Below are 14,165 nucleotides of genomic sequence, written 5' to 3'. Positions count from 1 at the left end.
TTAGGCATTTTATAATAATATCAAATTTTTTCAATAGTGTCAACGTTTGATAGACTTTAAAATAAAATATCCTTTATCTTTTTCCACTACCTCACAATTTCCGTAAATTTCTTCCATCTTCGTTTTAGCTGACGGAGCACCTTGCTTCTTCTGTATTACAATCCAAAGTTCACCATTCTCAACCAAATATTCTTTAGCTTCTTCAATAATAGCGTGAACGACTTTTTTTCCTGCGCGAATAGGTGGATTAGATAAAATAGCAGCGAATTCACCTTTTACTTCTTGATAACAAAAACTTTCATATAATTTCACGTTTGAAATCCCGTTATCTTGCGCATTTTTTTTAGACAGCTCCAACGCTCGTTGATTGACATCTACCATATGAACATTTCGATTTACATAACTTTTAGCTAAACTCAAGCCGATAGGTCCGTAACCACAACCAACATCTAAAATATCTCCATCTACTTCTGGAGCAGTAAAGCTTTCTACTAAAAGTCTTGAACCAAAGTCGACATCCTTCTTTGAAAAGACTCCAATATCTGTTGTGAATTTGAGTTTATGCCCTCTAAGTGTGTAAGCAAAGTCTTTTTCATCCGAACGAGCATCAACATTGTTAGTATAATAATGCATGATCACAACCCCTTTTGATTTTACCTAAAAATTAGAGAATATGAACATTTTTACATGCTCTATTATTGCCATGTTAAATGAATTTATTACATTATTTGTTTATGAAATAAAAACCTGAGCGATAAACACACTCAGGTTTTTTATATATTTAAGCGAAACTTATGATAAAGTTAATTATTTAACTTCTACAGTAGCTCCAGCTTCTTCTAATTTAGCTTTTAATTCTTCAGCTTCTTCTGGAGAAACTTTTTCTTTGATTGGAGCAGGAGTTCCGTCTACTAATTCTTTAGCTTCTTTTAATCCTAATCCAGTGATTTCACGAACTACTTTGATAACACCGATTTTTTTAGCTCCAGCGTTTGTTAAGATAACATCTACTTCAGATGGTCCAGCAGCAGCTTCAGCTCCACCAACAACAGCTACAGGAGCAGCAGCAGTTACACCAAATTCTTCTTCGATAGCTTTAACTAATTCGTTTAATTCTAAAACTGACATTTCTTTGATCGCTTCGATCATTTCAGCAGCAGTTAATTTTGCCATTTTATTTTCCTCCTTCAAAGTGGGTTTTTCCCTTTAGGTTAATTGTTATGTTTTAAAAATTACTCAGCAGTAGCTTCTTCAGCCACTTCAGTTGTTTCAGCAGCAGCCTCAGCTACAGGTGCTTCAACACCAGCTTCTTTTTGTTCAGAAACAGCTTTAACAACACATGCCATATTGCGCATTGGAGCTTGTAATACAGAAAGTAACATAGATAATAAACCTTCGCGGTTTGGTAACTTAGCTAATTCCATAACTTGCTCTAATGAAGCAACAGATCCTTCGATTAAACCAGCTTTTAATTCTAAAGCATCGTGTTCTTTAGCGAAGTTGTATAATACGCGTGCAGGTGCCACAACGTCTTCTTTAGAGTATGCAACAGCAGTTGGACCAACGAAAGCTTCAGATAAACCTTCGAATCCAGCAGCGGTTACGGCACGACGAGAGATGTTGTTTTTTAATACTTTAAATTCAACACCTTCAGCACGTAATTGTTGACGTAATTCAGTCACTTCAGCAACAGTTAATCCACGGTAATCAACAACTACTAAAGAAGCTGATTCTTTGAATTGTGCTGTGTACTCAGCAACTAATTGAGATTTCATTTCGATTGCAGTAGCGCTCATTATTCACACCTCCTATGTTCGTTCTAAGTCCGTAGAAAAACCCTTTTGCCGCTTACTAAGTGTAATGCGGACAGAAGGGTGTAACTAAGGCATGAAAATAAATAATATATATATCCAAAACCTCGGTAGGATCATTAAGCCAAAGGCCCCTACTGTCTACGGTAATTCTATTTAATTATCAATAAGAAAATTATTTTTCTAATGATTCAGATGCAACTTTGATACCAGGTCCCATAGTTGAAGAAACAGCGATATTTTTCACATATGTTCCTTTAGCTGCAGATGGTTTAGCTTTTAAGATAGTATCATAGATAGCTTTGAAGTTTTCAACTAATTTTTGGTCTTCGAAAGATACTTTTCCGATTGGAACATGTACGTTACCAGCTTTATCAACGCGGTATTCAACTTTACCAGCTTTGATTTCGTTAATAGCTTTAGTAACATCCATTGTTACAGTACCAGTTTTAGGGTTTGGCATTAATCCACGTGGTCCTAAAACGCGTCCTAATTTACCAACTTCAGCCATCATATCTGGAGTAGCTACAACTACGTCGAACTCCATCCAACCTTGTTGGATTTTGTTGATCATATCGCTATCTCCTACGAAATCTGCTCCAGCTGCTTCAGCTTCTTTAGCTTTTTCACCTTTAGCGAATACTAATACTGAGCGAACTTTACCAGTTCCGTGTGGTAATACCATAGCTCCACGAATTTGTTGATCCGCTTTACGTGGGTCAACTCCTAAACGGAAAGCTACATCTACAGTTGCATCAAATTTTGCAACATTAGTTTTCTTAACTAATTCAACAGCTTCTTCTACAGAGTATAAAGTAGTAGAGTCAACTAATTTTTTGGCTTCGATGAATTTTTTACCTTTTTTAGCCATTTTAAATACCTCCTAAATTGTGGTTAACGGAATCTCCTCCCACAGATCTAGGTTGTAATCTACAACCTAAAACGGTAGATTAGTCTTCTACAACGATTCCCATTTGTCTTGCAGAACCTTCAATAATACGCATTGCAGCTTCTACTGTATTCGCGTTTAAGTCTGGCATTTTTTGCTCAGCGATTGCACGAATTTGATCTTTAGTTAAAGTAGCAACTTTTTCCTTATGAGGTAAAGAAGATCCTTTTTGTAATCCAGCAGCTTTCTTTAATAAGTCTGATGCTGGTGGAGTTTTTGTTACGAATGTGAATGAACGATCTTCGTAAACTGTGATGATTACAGGAATGATACTTCCCATTTGTTCACGTGTACGTTCATTGAATTCTTGACAGAATCCTTGAATGTTCGCACCTGCTTGTCCTAATGCTGGACCTACTGGTGGAGCTGGATTTGCTTTTCCTGCAGGAATTTGTAATTTAACAATACTTTTTACTGCTTTTGCCACGCGACACACCTCCTCTAAGTCCGTGATGTGGTTATTTGGGTGTTTCACCCTCCCACTTGATATGCCTCACATATCAACTACGATAGTTTATCACCTTTTTTTATATTAGGCAAGATTTTTTTTTATTCGACTTCACAAATTTGAGAAAAATCTAATTCTACTGGCGTTTCACGTCCAAATAAATCCACTAACACACTAACTTTACCATGTTCTTTGTCAATTGATTCGATTTTTCCAACTTGTCCTGAGAATGGACCAGCAGCAACTAATACTTGTTGTCCAACTTCAATATCTAATGAAACTTCTACACTTGTAATTCCCATCTTTTTAAGGATTGGCATAATTTCTTCAGTTGGAAGTGGAACTGGACGTGTCCCTTTACCACTTGATCCTAAGAATCCTGTTACACCTGGTGTGTTACGTACCATGTACCAAGAATCATCTGTATCAATCATTTCAACTAAGACATAACCAGGGAAAGTTTTCTTTACTTTCTCTTTACGTACACCGTCTTTAATTTTTACTTCTTTTTCTTCCGGAATTAATACTCGGAAGATTTTTTCTTGCATATTCATTGTTTCAATACGTTTTAATAAGTTAGTCATTACTTTATTTTCATAACCAGCATACGTTTGAACAACATACCAACGTTTTTCCACTATCATGACCTCCTACCCTAGTAAATTTATTACTTGGGAAATCACTAGGTCAACAGCAAAGAAGAAGATTGTTAATAAAGCAACAAAAATTAAAACTTGTGCTGTATAACTTTTCATTTCTTTATCTGTTGGCCAAGTAATCTTCTTTAATTCAGCAGACACACCTTTAAAAAAACCTTTTACTTGACTCATCACAAAACCCCCTAAAGATTTTACTTCGTTTCCTTATGCATTGTATGTTTTCCACAACGCTTGCAGAATTTTTTCACTACAAGGCGCTCGCTGTGTGTTTGTTTATTTTTAACCGTTGAATAGTTACGACTTAAACACTCGTCGCAAGCTAAAATTACTTTTGTGCGCATTATTTGACCTCACAATTTTTTATCTATTAACTTCATCTACTGTATCAAAAAGAGCCTTCATTGTCAATAAAGCTAACAACTTTGCAAAGAAGATGAGTTTATTTTATTTAGATTCTTTAATTTGTTTTTACAACGACTCAAGGCATTGTCTACTTTTTTAGGGGGAATTCCTAAAATCGCTGCAATCTCAATATAATTATTATCTAAGAGATAGTATTTCAAACATATTTTTTCAAATTCGGATAAAATCCCCTCTTCTTTTAAGGCGGATTCGAGAATTAAACGTTCATTTAATGTATTATGAACGCGATCAAGATAGTAATAAACGGGAGTTTCACAGGCAAAGCTAAGTCCAGGTTCACTATAATCGGTTAACTGATCAAGACCTGCACTTCTTTTCGCTTTACGATAAGCAGTCGTAATCGCATTTCTAACGCAGGTCATTGAATAAGAATAAAAACTAGCTGCTGATGTTTCATCAAATGTATCAATTGATTTGATAAATGCCATCCGCCCTTCTTGAAAAAAGTCCTCGTAATCAACGCCAACACCATAATATGAAGAGGCAATTTTTCCAATTAGCGGTGAATATTTCTGGATGAGGATATCTAAAGCTGCTTCATTTTGTTCACGAACTAAATATACCAACTCATAATCATTATATTCAACCTTCACTATGTTCCTCCAATCAACTATTTAATAGGATTTCGTTTGTTATAAATCTCATACATTAATAACGCTGCTGCCACTGATGCATTTAATGAAGTCACGTGCCCTCGCATTGGAAGAAACACTTTAAAGTCACACGCTTCTCTCACTAAGCGACTCATTCCCTTTCCTTCACTACCGATAACTAATCCTAAAGGAAGTGTCGCATCTAATGTTCGATAATCTTGTGCTTCACTCGCATCTGTTCCGGCAATCCAAAGTCCCGCTTCTTTTAATTGATTAATTGCAACTGTTAAGTTAGCCACACACGCAACAGGAACATGTTCAATCGCACCTGTTGATAATTTAGCGACGGTGCTTGTTAATCCAACTGAGCGATCTTTTCGAATAATAATTCCATCGACTCCGGATGCATCTGCTGTACGTAAAATAGCACCCAAATTGTGTGGATCTTCTAAGCCATCTAAAATTAGAATGAATGCTGGCTCCTCTTTTTGTGTAGCCTTTTTAATTAACTCATTTAAAGGCATATAAGCATAAGGTTCAACAATCGCTAAGACACCTTGATGATTTCCTTTAACATCATACTTGTCTTTAACCATTTGCTCAAACTTCTGCTTTGGTAACACCTTGCAAGAAATGTTTTGTTTTTCAACTAACTTCATTAGTCCTAACTCGTGTTGAGCAACCGTATCTGTGATGATTACCTCAAATACTTTACGTTTAGATTGCAACACTTCATTTACAGTGTTTTTTCCATAAATGACTTCGCGCGTACTATCTTTTTTAGAAGTGTCTCTTCTTTCTTTTTTAGGTGCTTGTCTTTGATTTTGTTTTAAAGCTTTCTCTTTTTTAGCACCTTTGACTACTTTCGCCATTAGTTTGTCACCCCATCTTTAAATTCGATACTATAAGACACGATTTGATCGAGTCTTTCGTTTTGTTCTGTTAAGTATAGATAACCAATTAACGCTTCAAAAGCGGTTGAATGGGTATAAGTTAATACATCCGTATTTTTAGGGACAGAGCGACTTTTAGTATTACGTCCCTTTTTTACAACTTCTAATTCTTTCTCGTTTAGGAGATTCTCTTGAATTAAATAAGCTAACGTCGTGGCCTGTGCATGAGCAGAAACATATTTCACTGCTAACTGATGTAAACGATGCGGTTTATTAATTCCACGTCTACAAAGCATCTCACGAACTTTTAAATCATAATAAGAGTCACCCACAAAGGCTAACATCGTACTATTCATTTGACTGACTTCCATCTTCTCACACGCCTTTTCTAATATCGTCATTATTATACACTAAATCATTCTTATTTAACGAAAAAGCTCCTTTAAACTGTCACTTTCGCAGATTCGAGCTGTTTTTACGAAAATCTTCAATCTTCTACCACTGAAAAGTTCTTTAAAATGTTGCTTTTTTCTTAAATTCAATAAAAAAGACCCCATCGCTTAGATGGAATCTTTATTATCATATCTTATTTTATAAAACATTTAAAGCCTGTAATTGTGCTCTTAGTTCATCAGCTTTAGCAAAGTCTTTTGCTTTACGCGCTTCTTCCCAAGCTTTCATTAGTTCACGTTCTTCAGCAGTTAAACGTTTCTTATTTAAATCAAATCCAAAAATATAAGCCATGTTTTGTAATGTCATTAAGGCATATTTACATGCAGCATCACTTGCTTTAGCACGTGTCATCTTATTAATCTCTTTAATAACGCCATATAAACTTGTAATCGCATTAGATGTATTAAAGTCATCATCAAGTGCTTCGGTGAATTGTTTCATTAAAGCTTCAATTTCTAAAACTTCTTCACCTGCAATATCTAAAGCCTCAGCTAAGTCAAGTTTTAAGTGTAATTGATCAAAGGTTGACTTGATTTTTTGCCATTCTTTCACGGCTAATTGAATGGTTTCATCTGTATAGTTAATCGGTTGACGATAATGAACTGATAACATAAACAAACGAAAAGCATTTGGATCAATGGTTTCGATTAACTCTTTAACGTTGATGACATTCCCTAATGACTTACTCATTTTTTCATTGTTTAATCCTAAGCGTCCAACATGCATCCAGTAATTAGCTAAGCGATGGTTATTTAAGCAAAGAGATTGAGCAATTTCATTTTCGTGATGAGGAAATTGAAGATCCGTTCCACCACCATGAATATCAATCTTACCGTTAAATTCTTTATTAATCATGACCACACATTCCGTATGCCAACCTGGGCGTCCCGCACCCCAAGGTGAATCCCATGTAATCCCTTTATCAGTTTTTTTCCATAAAACGAAGTCCAATGGATTTTCTTTTTTAGAGTCTTCAGCAATTCGAGCTCCAACTTCTAACTCTTCAATCTTTTTACCTGATAACTGACCATACTCGCGAACTTTATCAATACGGAAATAAACATCTCCATCCACAGCATAAGCAAATCCATGCTCCACTAATTCATTAATAAATTGAATCATGTTATCCATGTTTTCAGTAACCTTTGGCATCGATGTAAATGGTAAAGCATTTAATAATTGATTACACTCTAAAAAATAATTTAAATATTTATTAGCAATTTCAGCCTCTGTGACTTCTTCTTCAATGGCACGATTAATAATTTTATCATCAACATCTGTTACATTTGATACAAATTCCACTTCATACCCTAAATACTTAAAATAACGATGAACTAAATCGAAAAATAATACAGGACGTGCATTACCAATATGAATGTAGTTATACACCGTTGGTCCACAAATATACATCTTCACTTTATTCTCTTCAATTGGTTTAAATTCTTCTTTCTCACGTGTATACGTATTATAAATTAACATTGTGAGTCCAACTCCTATCTCTCTATGTTGCAGTGACTATCAGACGTTAAAGCTTTCACTAACGAACTCCTTTATTTACGCGAGTAGTCACTAAGTTCTAGCATCTTAACACAAGCTACTTTTTAAATAATAGTTATCTTCATTTTAATATATTTCAATCAAAATGGCTAGTTTGTATACTCAATCTCATAACCACTTTCAATAAGTTTTTTGATTAGGCGTTGTTTATGATGAGCATCTAATGTCTCAACTACAACAGTTACCTCTAGGTGATACATAGATAATCCTTCACGCGATCGACTTTGATGAATAATTAAAATATTTCCAAGTTCTTTGGCGATTGTTTCTAAAAAAGCACTCAATTCTCCTGGTTTATGATTCACCATCACTTTAATTTCAGTTCGCCGACCTGTTGTGATCATAGCATGATTAATAATACTTTCAATCATATTAATATCTATGTTTCCACCTGAAAGAATAGCGCCTACCTTTTTATCTTTTAAGTCTAGCTTTTTAGACATCATTGCGGCAACTGATACAGCTCCTGCTCCTTCGCAAACTAGATTACAATTTTCTAGTAATAGTAAAACGGCTTGTGAAATTTCAGTTTCTGAAACTGTGATAATTTCATCAACGTAGTCTTTAATGATAGAAAAAGTTAACTCTCCTGGCTCTCCAACCGCAATTCCATCAGCAATCGTTTTGTTTACTGGCATAACTTCAACATGTCCACATCTTAATGATTCATACATAGACGGTGCATTTTTAGTTTGAACCCCGATTACTTTGACATTTGGATTAATCGTTTTAGCAGCTAGAGCGACTCCAGCTGCGATTCCACCCCCACCAATTGGAACAAGAATCACATCTAAATCGGGTTGTTCTGCCATGATTTCCACACCGATTGTTCCCTGACCTGCAATCACATATGGATCATTAAATGGATGAACAAATGTCGCTCCAGTTGCTTTTTGGATTTCAATCGCTTTTTGATACGCCTCATCATAAACCTCACCATGTAAGACGACTTCGCCTCCATATTTACGAGTGGCATAAATCTTCGCAAAAGGCGCACTTTTAGGCATGACAATCGTTGATTTAATACCTAGTTTACTCGCACTAATGGCAACACCTTGTGCATGATTCCCTGCACTTGACGCTACAACTCCACCATTTTTCTCTTCATCAGATAAATGAATCATTTTATTGTACGCGCCTCGAATTTTAAATGATCCTGATTGCTGAAGATTTTCAAGTTTTAAATAAACGTCTCCTTCTGTTAACTCACTCAATGTTTCTGAATAACAAAAATCAGTTTCTTTAATGACACCTTTTAAATGTTTTGCTGCCTCTAAAATCATTTGAAATGTGACAGTTTCCAATTTAATTCCCTCCGCTAATCGTTAATTATTGTTTCATCCTTTAATTTCCACCATTTATTCTTTTTTATTCTATCACATAATATATTGAGGGATAACTATTAAAACCATTATATGGATATGTTATAATCTTGATGATGAAGCGTTAAAGAAAATCATCTAGTTAAATCTTAAAATCAACATCTTTCTTATCATTATTCATTAGTCTGATGATCTCATGACTTCTGTCTTAAAAAGAAAGAATCGTTAAAGTCACGCTTAACTTTTTTAGAACTACAATATAAAAACTTATGTCTGAGGAGGAATTTAAATGAACATTATTTCAACAAAAGATGCTCCACAAGCGATTGGGCCTTATTCACAAGCCATTGAAGCCAACAATACTTTATATATCTCAGGGCAAATCCCACTAGATCCGGTCACAATGGAATTTGTATCAGATGAGATTGAGGCTCAAACGCATCAATGTTTAAAAAATATTCAAGCGATCTTAACAGAAGCGGGATATTCTTTAAATCATGTCGTGAAATGCGGTATTTTCTTAGCTGATATGAACGATTTCGCTAAAGTTAATGAAGTTTATGGACAATACTTCAATGAACATAAGCCAGCTCGTGCCTGTGTTCAAGTTGTACGATTACCACGTGATGCTAAAGTTGAAATTGAAGCAATTGCCGTTAAAGCATAAACTTTATCAATGAAATGAATAGTCTTTAAAGTTTAAAATTACAGATATCAACTCAAAGCGAGTGATTTAACAAAAAAGGAATTCTTTAAAGGATTCCTTTTTTGTTTTTGTGGATAACTTTTTTAGTCTATTATTTTATTTACTTATTAGTGTTTAAATAGGATACATGCTCATCAAACATAGATATAGGGTTCTTAAAACTTATTGTTCTAATCTTTTATACCTAACAACTCAATTTTAAAAAATAAATGACGATTTATGTCTATTCATCTTAACGATTAGCTTACATAATCTGATGTCAATAACCTAATCCTAATCAGGAAACTGAATTGGGAGGTTCATCTATGTTAAAGAATTTCAAACTCCGTAAGTGGCTTGTTTTAGCGGCAAGTTTTATTATTATGTCAGTGTCATTTAGTATTGTAAATAACATCACCTCTTTATTTTTGAATCCTGTTACTCAAAAATTAGGTGTATCCATTTCATCGTTCTCTCTTATTTTCACCATCGGAGCCATTACGACCGCTCTTATGTCTCCAATTATCGGTCAATTAATCGCCAAGTTTCCTTTAGGGCTCATCATGTCTTTAGGTGCCATTTTAGCTGGAGGTGGATTTTTTTGTTACGCATTAGCAACAAAAATTTGGATGTTTTATTTAATTGCTGCTATTGTCGGGATTGGAATGACATGTCTAACAACGATTCCAATCTCAACCGCACTGACACATTGGTTTGAAGATAAAAAGGGAACAGCATTAGGAATAGCGATGGCTGGGTCTGGAACAGGATCATTTATTTGGATGCAAGTCGTTTCTAGAATGTTAGTTAAATTTAGTTATCAAACGACCTATGCGATATTAGGAATCATCATCTTAGTTGTCTGTCTTCCACTTACTATGTTCATTATGAGAATGCCACCGGATGCAACCATTAAAACTCAAAAGAAAGATAAAATTTCATATCACGATATTCATTGGAGCTTGCAATTAATTTTATTTGCAGCAGGTTTATTTTTACTTGGAATGAGTATTTCAGGAACAAAAATGCACATTCAACCTTACTTAACGACTCTCGGTCATTCTTTAACATTTAATGCTAACGTCGGTTCAACCCAAGCGATCTTTGCTTTGTTAGGAAGTTTAGTTGGTGGTTATATTTTTGATAAATTAAGCTTAAAAACTTCGATTAGCATTTTTATTTTGATGGCTTTAATTAGTTATATTTGTTTAATCTATGGCGCTTACCCACCTTTATTATTTATATTTGCCACCTTATTTGGTTTGTGTCTTTGCTTACCTTCACTGCTTCCGGCATATGGAACAAGTGCTTTATTCGGAAAAGAACATTATGCGATGCATTTAGGATTCATTAGTATGATTTTTACGTTGGGCAGTGCTTTAGGTCCAGTTATTTCAGGATTTATTGCTGATTATTTATCTTATACACTCGTTTGGATTATTTACTTCATCCTCACGGTTATTTATTTCACCTGTTTACTTATTTCCTTAAAATCAAAAAAACCTCAGAATTAACTCTGAGGTTTTTATTATTAAATGAATTTTTCAATACGAGAAACAACTGTCTCTTTTCCTAATAAAGATAAGGCCTTTGGTAAATCTGGACCATGCATTTGTCCTGTTGTTGCAATACGACAAGGCATGAATAACATTTTCCCTTTAGCTCCACTTGCTTTCCCTGCCGCTTTAACTGCTGCTTGAATTCCTTCTGCACTAAACTCTTCTAATGCTTCTAATTGATCTTTAAATGCTTTTAACGTTTCAGTAACACCTTCTTGAGCGATGAATGCTTGTGCTTCTTCATCTAATGTTAATTCTTCTGAGAAGAACTCATCGTATAAATCAACGATTTCAGCACCATATGATAAACGATCATGGAATAATGAGACTAATTCAACTGCCCATTGATGTGTGCGCCCTTCTAAAATTCCCGCTTCAACTAAGTGAGGCATACATAATTCTAATAATTCTTCTGCTTCTAAAGCTTTGATGTAACGGTTATTGATGTAAGCTAATTTAGCTTTATCAAACGTTGAAGGTGATTTAGATAAACGTTTTTCGTCAAATAATTCGATTAATTGTTCATGAGATAAAATTTCTTCTTCGATTCCTGGAGACCATCCAAGTAACGCAATGAAGTTAAATAACGCTTCAGGTAAGTATCCCATATTTGCATATTGTTCAATGAATTGAACCGTATCTTTATCACGTTTTGATAATTTTTTACCATTTTCGTTAACGATTAATGTCATATGAGCAAACGTTGGAACATCCCATCCAAACGCACGATAAACCATCATTTGTTTTGGTGTATTTGTGATGTGCTCTTCTCCACGGAAAACGTGAGTAATTTTCATTAAATAATCGTCGATAACAACCGCAAAGTTGTACGTTGGAATTCCGTTACTTTTCATGATGACCCAATCACCAAAGTCTTCAGAGTTAAATGAAATTTCCCCACGCACAATATCGTTGAATGTATAAACTTCATTAGCAGGAACTTTAATACGAACCACATACTCTCCGCGTTCTTCTAATTTTGCTAACTCTTCTTTTGATGCATTTAAGCAACGACGAGAATAATGAATATTATCATGGCCATGAGTTGACATCGCTTCGCGTTCTGCTTCAAGCTCCTCACTTGTACAATAACATTTATAAGCTAATCCCTTTTCAATTAATTCATCTACATATTTACGATAGATCTCTAAACGTTCTAATTGACGATATGGTCCATACTCTCCACCAACATCGAATGATTCATCCCATTCAATTCCTAACCAACGTAAGTAGTTCATCTGAGATTCTTCTCCACCTTCTACATTACGTTCAATGTCAGTATCCTCAATACGTAAAATAAAATCTCCACCGTGGTGCTTAGCAAATAAATAATTGTATAATGCTGTTCTAGCATTTCCGATATGTAAAAATCCTGTTGGACTTGGTGCATAACGAACACGAACTGTCATAATTTTGCCTCCTAATTAAAAATACTACTTTTATTCTTTTCATATTATATACGATTGAAACAAAATATTAAATATTTTCAAAGAAAAAAAGCTAAAGAGCATGCCTTAGCTTTTGATCTATCAGTTAAAAGATGACTCTTACGTAAAAAACGCAATAAGCTTAATCAGTAATGTACCTTAACAAGGCTTTTTCACTAATAAAACGACACATTCTGCGGCAATTCCTTCTTCGCGTCCAATGAATCCTAATTTTTCACCACGAGTGGCTTTAATATTCACCTGATCTAAATTGGCATTTAAGTCTTGTGCTAAATTTGCACGCATCGCATCAATATGCGGACGCATTTTAGGACGCTCTGCGTAAACGGTAGCATCTAAGTTTCCTAACGTGTATCCCGCTTCATCCATCATGGCTTTAGCTCCACGTAATAAAACACGCGAATCAGCACCTTTATATTTTGGATCAGTATCGGGAAAATGAGTGCCAATATCTCCTTTAGCTAAAGCCCCGATGATGGCTTCTGTTACAGCATGGCAAAGGGCATCTGCATCACTATGTCCTAAAAGTCCTTTCGTATGCTCGATTTCTACGCCACCTAAAATTAATTTTCGTCCTTCAACTAATTGGTGAATGTCTGTTGAATGTCCAATTCGAATCATGGTTTGTTCTCCTTCCTAGTGATTAATCACTTATATCGTCATATTTGTTTAAAAACTTACGCTTATGAGCGAGATGCTAGTAACTGATTCGCGAGTATTAAATCTTCTGGTGTCGTTAACTTAATATTTGTATAAGCACCTTTAACGACACAAACTGGTATATCCGTATACTTTTCGATTAAACTCGCTTCATCTGTTCCTAAGAAATGTGTTTTTTTTGCAGCTTCATGAGCCTTTTTTAGTAACTCAGTCGGTGCGGCTTGAGGCGTTTGAACACTGTACATCTCATCACGATTTGGCGTTTCAACAACTACTCCATTTACGACACGCTTCATCGTATCTTTTACTGGAACAGCAACAATTGAAGGATGACCCTTTTTCGCTAATTCAAAGCATTCTGAAATCATTTGTTGTGTCACAAATGGACGTGCTCCATCATGAACTAACACCACTTCTTCACGAACAACCTGTAATCCATGATAGACACTATATTGTCGTTCTGACCCACCTGATACGATTTCAATACGAGGGTTCTTTACCCCGGCATCACTTAAAAGTTGTTGCATCGTTTCAATTTCTAATTCATTGACAACTAAAACAACTTGTCCACATGTTACATCATTTAAAAACTTTTTTATCGTATGAACAACAACTGGTTGTCCTTTGATTTGATGTAACATTTTATTATATCCAAGTCCCATACGACTTCCAATTCCCGCTGCTAAGACTATTGCACTATACATC

Annotated in this window: 18 protein-coding genes and 1 other annotated feature; of the genes, 2 read left to right on the top strand and 16 right to left on the bottom strand. The window is 35.1% G+C overall.

Translation table 11 applies throughout. The features are described from left to right. Positions 1 to 39 precede the first annotated feature (39 nt). From JRC48_RS10625 to ilvA, 13 genes are all read right to left on the bottom strand, one after another. Positions 40 to 633 (bottom strand): class I SAM-dependent methyltransferase, encoded by a 594-nt coding sequence (locus tag JRC48_RS10625; protein ID WP_235069493.1) that lies wholly within the window; start codon positions 631 to 633, stop codon positions 40 to 42. Between the two features lie 174 nt (positions 634 to 807). After that, the gene (gene rplL, locus JRC48_RS10620) at positions 808 to 1,173 is read right to left on the bottom strand and encodes a 50S ribosomal protein L7/L12 (RefSeq protein WP_055243042.1); all 366 of its coding nucleotides are present in this window, start codon (positions 1,171 to 1,173) and stop codon (positions 808 to 810) included. 59 nt (positions 1,174 to 1,232) lie between these two features. Then, positions 1,233 to 1,796: a 50S ribosomal protein L10 gene (rplJ, locus tag JRC48_RS10615; protein ID WP_235069492.1), complete on the bottom strand. Its 564-nt coding sequence runs from the start codon at positions 1,794 to 1,796 to the stop codon at positions 1,233 to 1,235. Positions 1,797 to 1,821: 25 nt separating this feature from the next. After that, positions 1,822 to 1,976: a sequence feature (ribosomal protein L10 leader region), on the bottom strand. Positions 1,977 to 1,986: 10 nt separating this feature from the next. After that, positions 1,987 to 2,682, bottom strand: coding sequence for a 50S ribosomal protein L1 (gene rplA, locus JRC48_RS10610; RefSeq protein WP_235069491.1), 696 nt, complete (start codon positions 2,680 to 2,682; stop codon positions 1,987 to 1,989). Positions 2,683 to 2,761: 79 nt separating this feature from the next. Next, positions 2,762 to 3,187, bottom strand: a complete 426-nt coding sequence (gene rplK / locus JRC48_RS10605; protein WP_235069490.1) for a 50S ribosomal protein L11 — start codon at positions 3,185 to 3,187, stop codon at positions 2,762 to 2,764. Between the two features lie 122 nt (positions 3,188 to 3,309). Next, complete coding sequence (gene nusG, locus JRC48_RS10600) at positions 3,310 to 3,846, bottom strand: transcription termination/antitermination protein NusG (RefSeq protein ID WP_304941318.1); 537 nt, start codon at positions 3,844 to 3,846, stop codon at positions 3,310 to 3,312. 12 nt (positions 3,847 to 3,858) lie between these two features. Then, positions 3,859 to 4,038 carry a preprotein translocase subunit SecE gene (gene secE, locus JRC48_RS10595; RefSeq protein WP_235069488.1) on the bottom strand — a complete coding sequence of 60 codons (180 nt, stop codon included), beginning with the start codon at positions 4,036 to 4,038 and terminating at the stop codon, positions 3,859 to 3,861. A 20-nt stretch (positions 4,039 to 4,058) separates the two neighbouring features. Continuing rightward, positions 4,059 to 4,208 (bottom strand): 50S ribosomal protein L33, encoded by a 150-nt coding sequence (gene rpmG / locus JRC48_RS10590; RefSeq protein WP_081448230.1) that lies wholly within the window; start codon positions 4,206 to 4,208, stop codon positions 4,059 to 4,061. Between the two features lie 72 nt (positions 4,209 to 4,280). Beyond that, the gene (locus JRC48_RS10585) at positions 4,281 to 4,883 is read right to left on the bottom strand and encodes a sigma-70 family RNA polymerase sigma factor (RefSeq protein ID WP_235069487.1); all 603 of its coding nucleotides are present in this window, start codon (positions 4,881 to 4,883) and stop codon (positions 4,281 to 4,283) included. A 17-nt stretch (positions 4,884 to 4,900) separates the two neighbouring features. Further along, entirely contained in the window at positions 4,901 to 5,755 is an 855-nt protein-coding gene (rlmB, locus tag JRC48_RS10580; RefSeq protein WP_235069486.1) for a 23S rRNA (guanosine(2251)-2'-O)-methyltransferase RlmB, read from the bottom strand. After that, entirely contained in the window at positions 5,755 to 6,177 is a 423-nt protein-coding gene (locus JRC48_RS10575) for a Mini-ribonuclease 3 (protein ID WP_235069485.1), read from the bottom strand. The genes rlmB and JRC48_RS10575 overlap by 1 nt, the downstream gene beginning before the upstream one ends. A 190-nt stretch (positions 6,178 to 6,367) precedes the next feature. Beyond that, entirely contained in the window at positions 6,368 to 7,708 is a 1,341-nt protein-coding gene (cysS, locus tag JRC48_RS10570; protein ID WP_235069484.1) for a cysteine--tRNA ligase, read from the bottom strand. A 167-nt stretch (positions 7,709 to 7,875) separates the two neighbouring features. After that, a complete protein-coding gene (ilvA, locus tag JRC48_RS10565; protein WP_235069483.1) occupies positions 7,876 to 9,090 on the bottom strand; it encodes a threonine ammonia-lyase in 1,215 nt (404 codons plus the stop codon). 307 nt (positions 9,091 to 9,397) lie between these two features. On the opposite strand from ilvA, the gene JRC48_RS10560 reads away from it, so the two are divergent. Together JRC48_RS10560 and JRC48_RS10555 are read left to right on the top strand one after the other, a co-directional pair. Continuing rightward, complete coding sequence (locus JRC48_RS10560; RefSeq protein WP_235069482.1) at positions 9,398 to 9,775, top strand: RidA family protein; 378 nt, start codon at positions 9,398 to 9,400, stop codon at positions 9,773 to 9,775. 344 nt (positions 9,776 to 10,119) lie between these two features. After that, positions 10,120 to 11,307 (top strand): MFS transporter, encoded by a 1,188-nt coding sequence (locus tag JRC48_RS10555; RefSeq protein ID WP_235069481.1) that lies wholly within the window; start codon positions 10,120 to 10,122, stop codon positions 11,305 to 11,307. Between the two features lie 17 nt (positions 11,308 to 11,324). Here the strand turns inward: JRC48_RS10555 and gltX are convergent, their stop codons facing one another. The 3 genes from gltX to ispD form a co-directional block, all read right to left on the bottom strand. Beyond that, a complete protein-coding gene (gene gltX, locus JRC48_RS10550) occupies positions 11,325 to 12,761 on the bottom strand; it encodes a glutamate--tRNA ligase (protein ID WP_235069480.1) in 1,437 nt (478 codons plus the stop codon). Between the two features lie 177 nt (positions 12,762 to 12,938). Next, a complete protein-coding gene (gene ispF, locus JRC48_RS10545; RefSeq protein WP_235069479.1) occupies positions 12,939 to 13,421 on the bottom strand; it encodes a 2-C-methyl-D-erythritol 2,4-cyclodiphosphate synthase in 483 nt (160 codons plus the stop codon). A 62-nt stretch (positions 13,422 to 13,483) separates the two neighbouring features. After that, entirely contained in the window at positions 13,484 to 14,164 is a 681-nt protein-coding gene (gene ispD / locus JRC48_RS10540) for a 2-C-methyl-D-erythritol 4-phosphate cytidylyltransferase (protein WP_235069478.1), read from the bottom strand. Position 14,165 lies beyond the last annotated feature (1 nt).

Origin of the sequence: Turicibacter sp. TJ11, assembly GCF_021497505.1 — a bacterium.
Lineage (GTDB): Bacteria > Bacillota_I > Bacilli_A > MOL361 > Turicibacteraceae > Turicibacter.
This window is presented reverse-complemented; position numbering and strand designations above follow the sequence as displayed.

Coding starts and splice junctions, on each gene's coding strand:
- JRC48_RS10625 (WP_235069493.1), bottom strand. CDS start 633: ATGCATTATTATACTAACAATGTTGATGCTCGTTCGGATGAAAAAGAC.
- rplL (WP_055243042.1), bottom strand. CDS start 1,173: ATGGCAAAATTAACTGCTGCTGAAATGATCGAAGCGATCAAAGAAATG.
- rplJ (WP_235069492.1), bottom strand. CDS start 1,796: ATGAGCGCTACTGCAATCGAAATGAAATCTCAATTAGTTGCTGAGTAC.
- rplA (WP_235069491.1), bottom strand. CDS start 2,682: ATGGCTAAAAAAGGTAAAAAATTCATCGAAGCCAAAAAATTAGTTGAC.
- secE (WP_235069488.1), bottom strand. CDS start 4,038: ATGAGTCAAGTAAAAGGTTTTTTTAAAGGTGTGTCTGCTGAATTAAAG.
- rpmG (WP_081448230.1), bottom strand. CDS start 4,208: ATGCGCACAAAAGTAATTTTAGCTTGCGACGAGTGTTTAAGTCGTAAC.
- rlmB (WP_235069486.1), bottom strand. CDS start 5,755: ATGGCGAAAGTAGTCAAAGGTGCTAAAAAAGAGAAAGCTTTAAAACAA.
- JRC48_RS10575 (WP_235069485.1), bottom strand. CDS start 6,177: ATGACGATATTAGAAAAGGCGTGTGAGAAGATGGAAGTCAGTCAAATG.
- cysS (WP_235069484.1), bottom strand. CDS start 7,708: ATGTTAATTTATAATACGTATACACGTGAGAAAGAAGAATTTAAACCA.
- JRC48_RS10560 (WP_235069482.1), top strand. CDS start 9,398: ATGAACATTATTTCAACAAAAGATGCTCCACAAGCGATTGGGCCTTAT.
- JRC48_RS10555 (WP_235069481.1), top strand. CDS start 10,120: ATGTTAAAGAATTTCAAACTCCGTAAGTGGCTTGTTTTAGCGGCAAGT.
- gltX (WP_235069480.1), bottom strand. CDS start 12,761: ATGACAGTTCGTGTTCGTTATGCACCAAGTCCAACAGGATTTTTACAT.
- ispF (WP_235069479.1), bottom strand. CDS start 13,421: ATGATTCGAATTGGACATTCAACAGACATTCACCAATTAGTTGAAGGA.
- ispD (WP_235069478.1), bottom strand. CDS start 14,164: ATGTATAGTGCAATAGTCTTAGCAGCGGGAATTGGAAGTCGTATGGGA.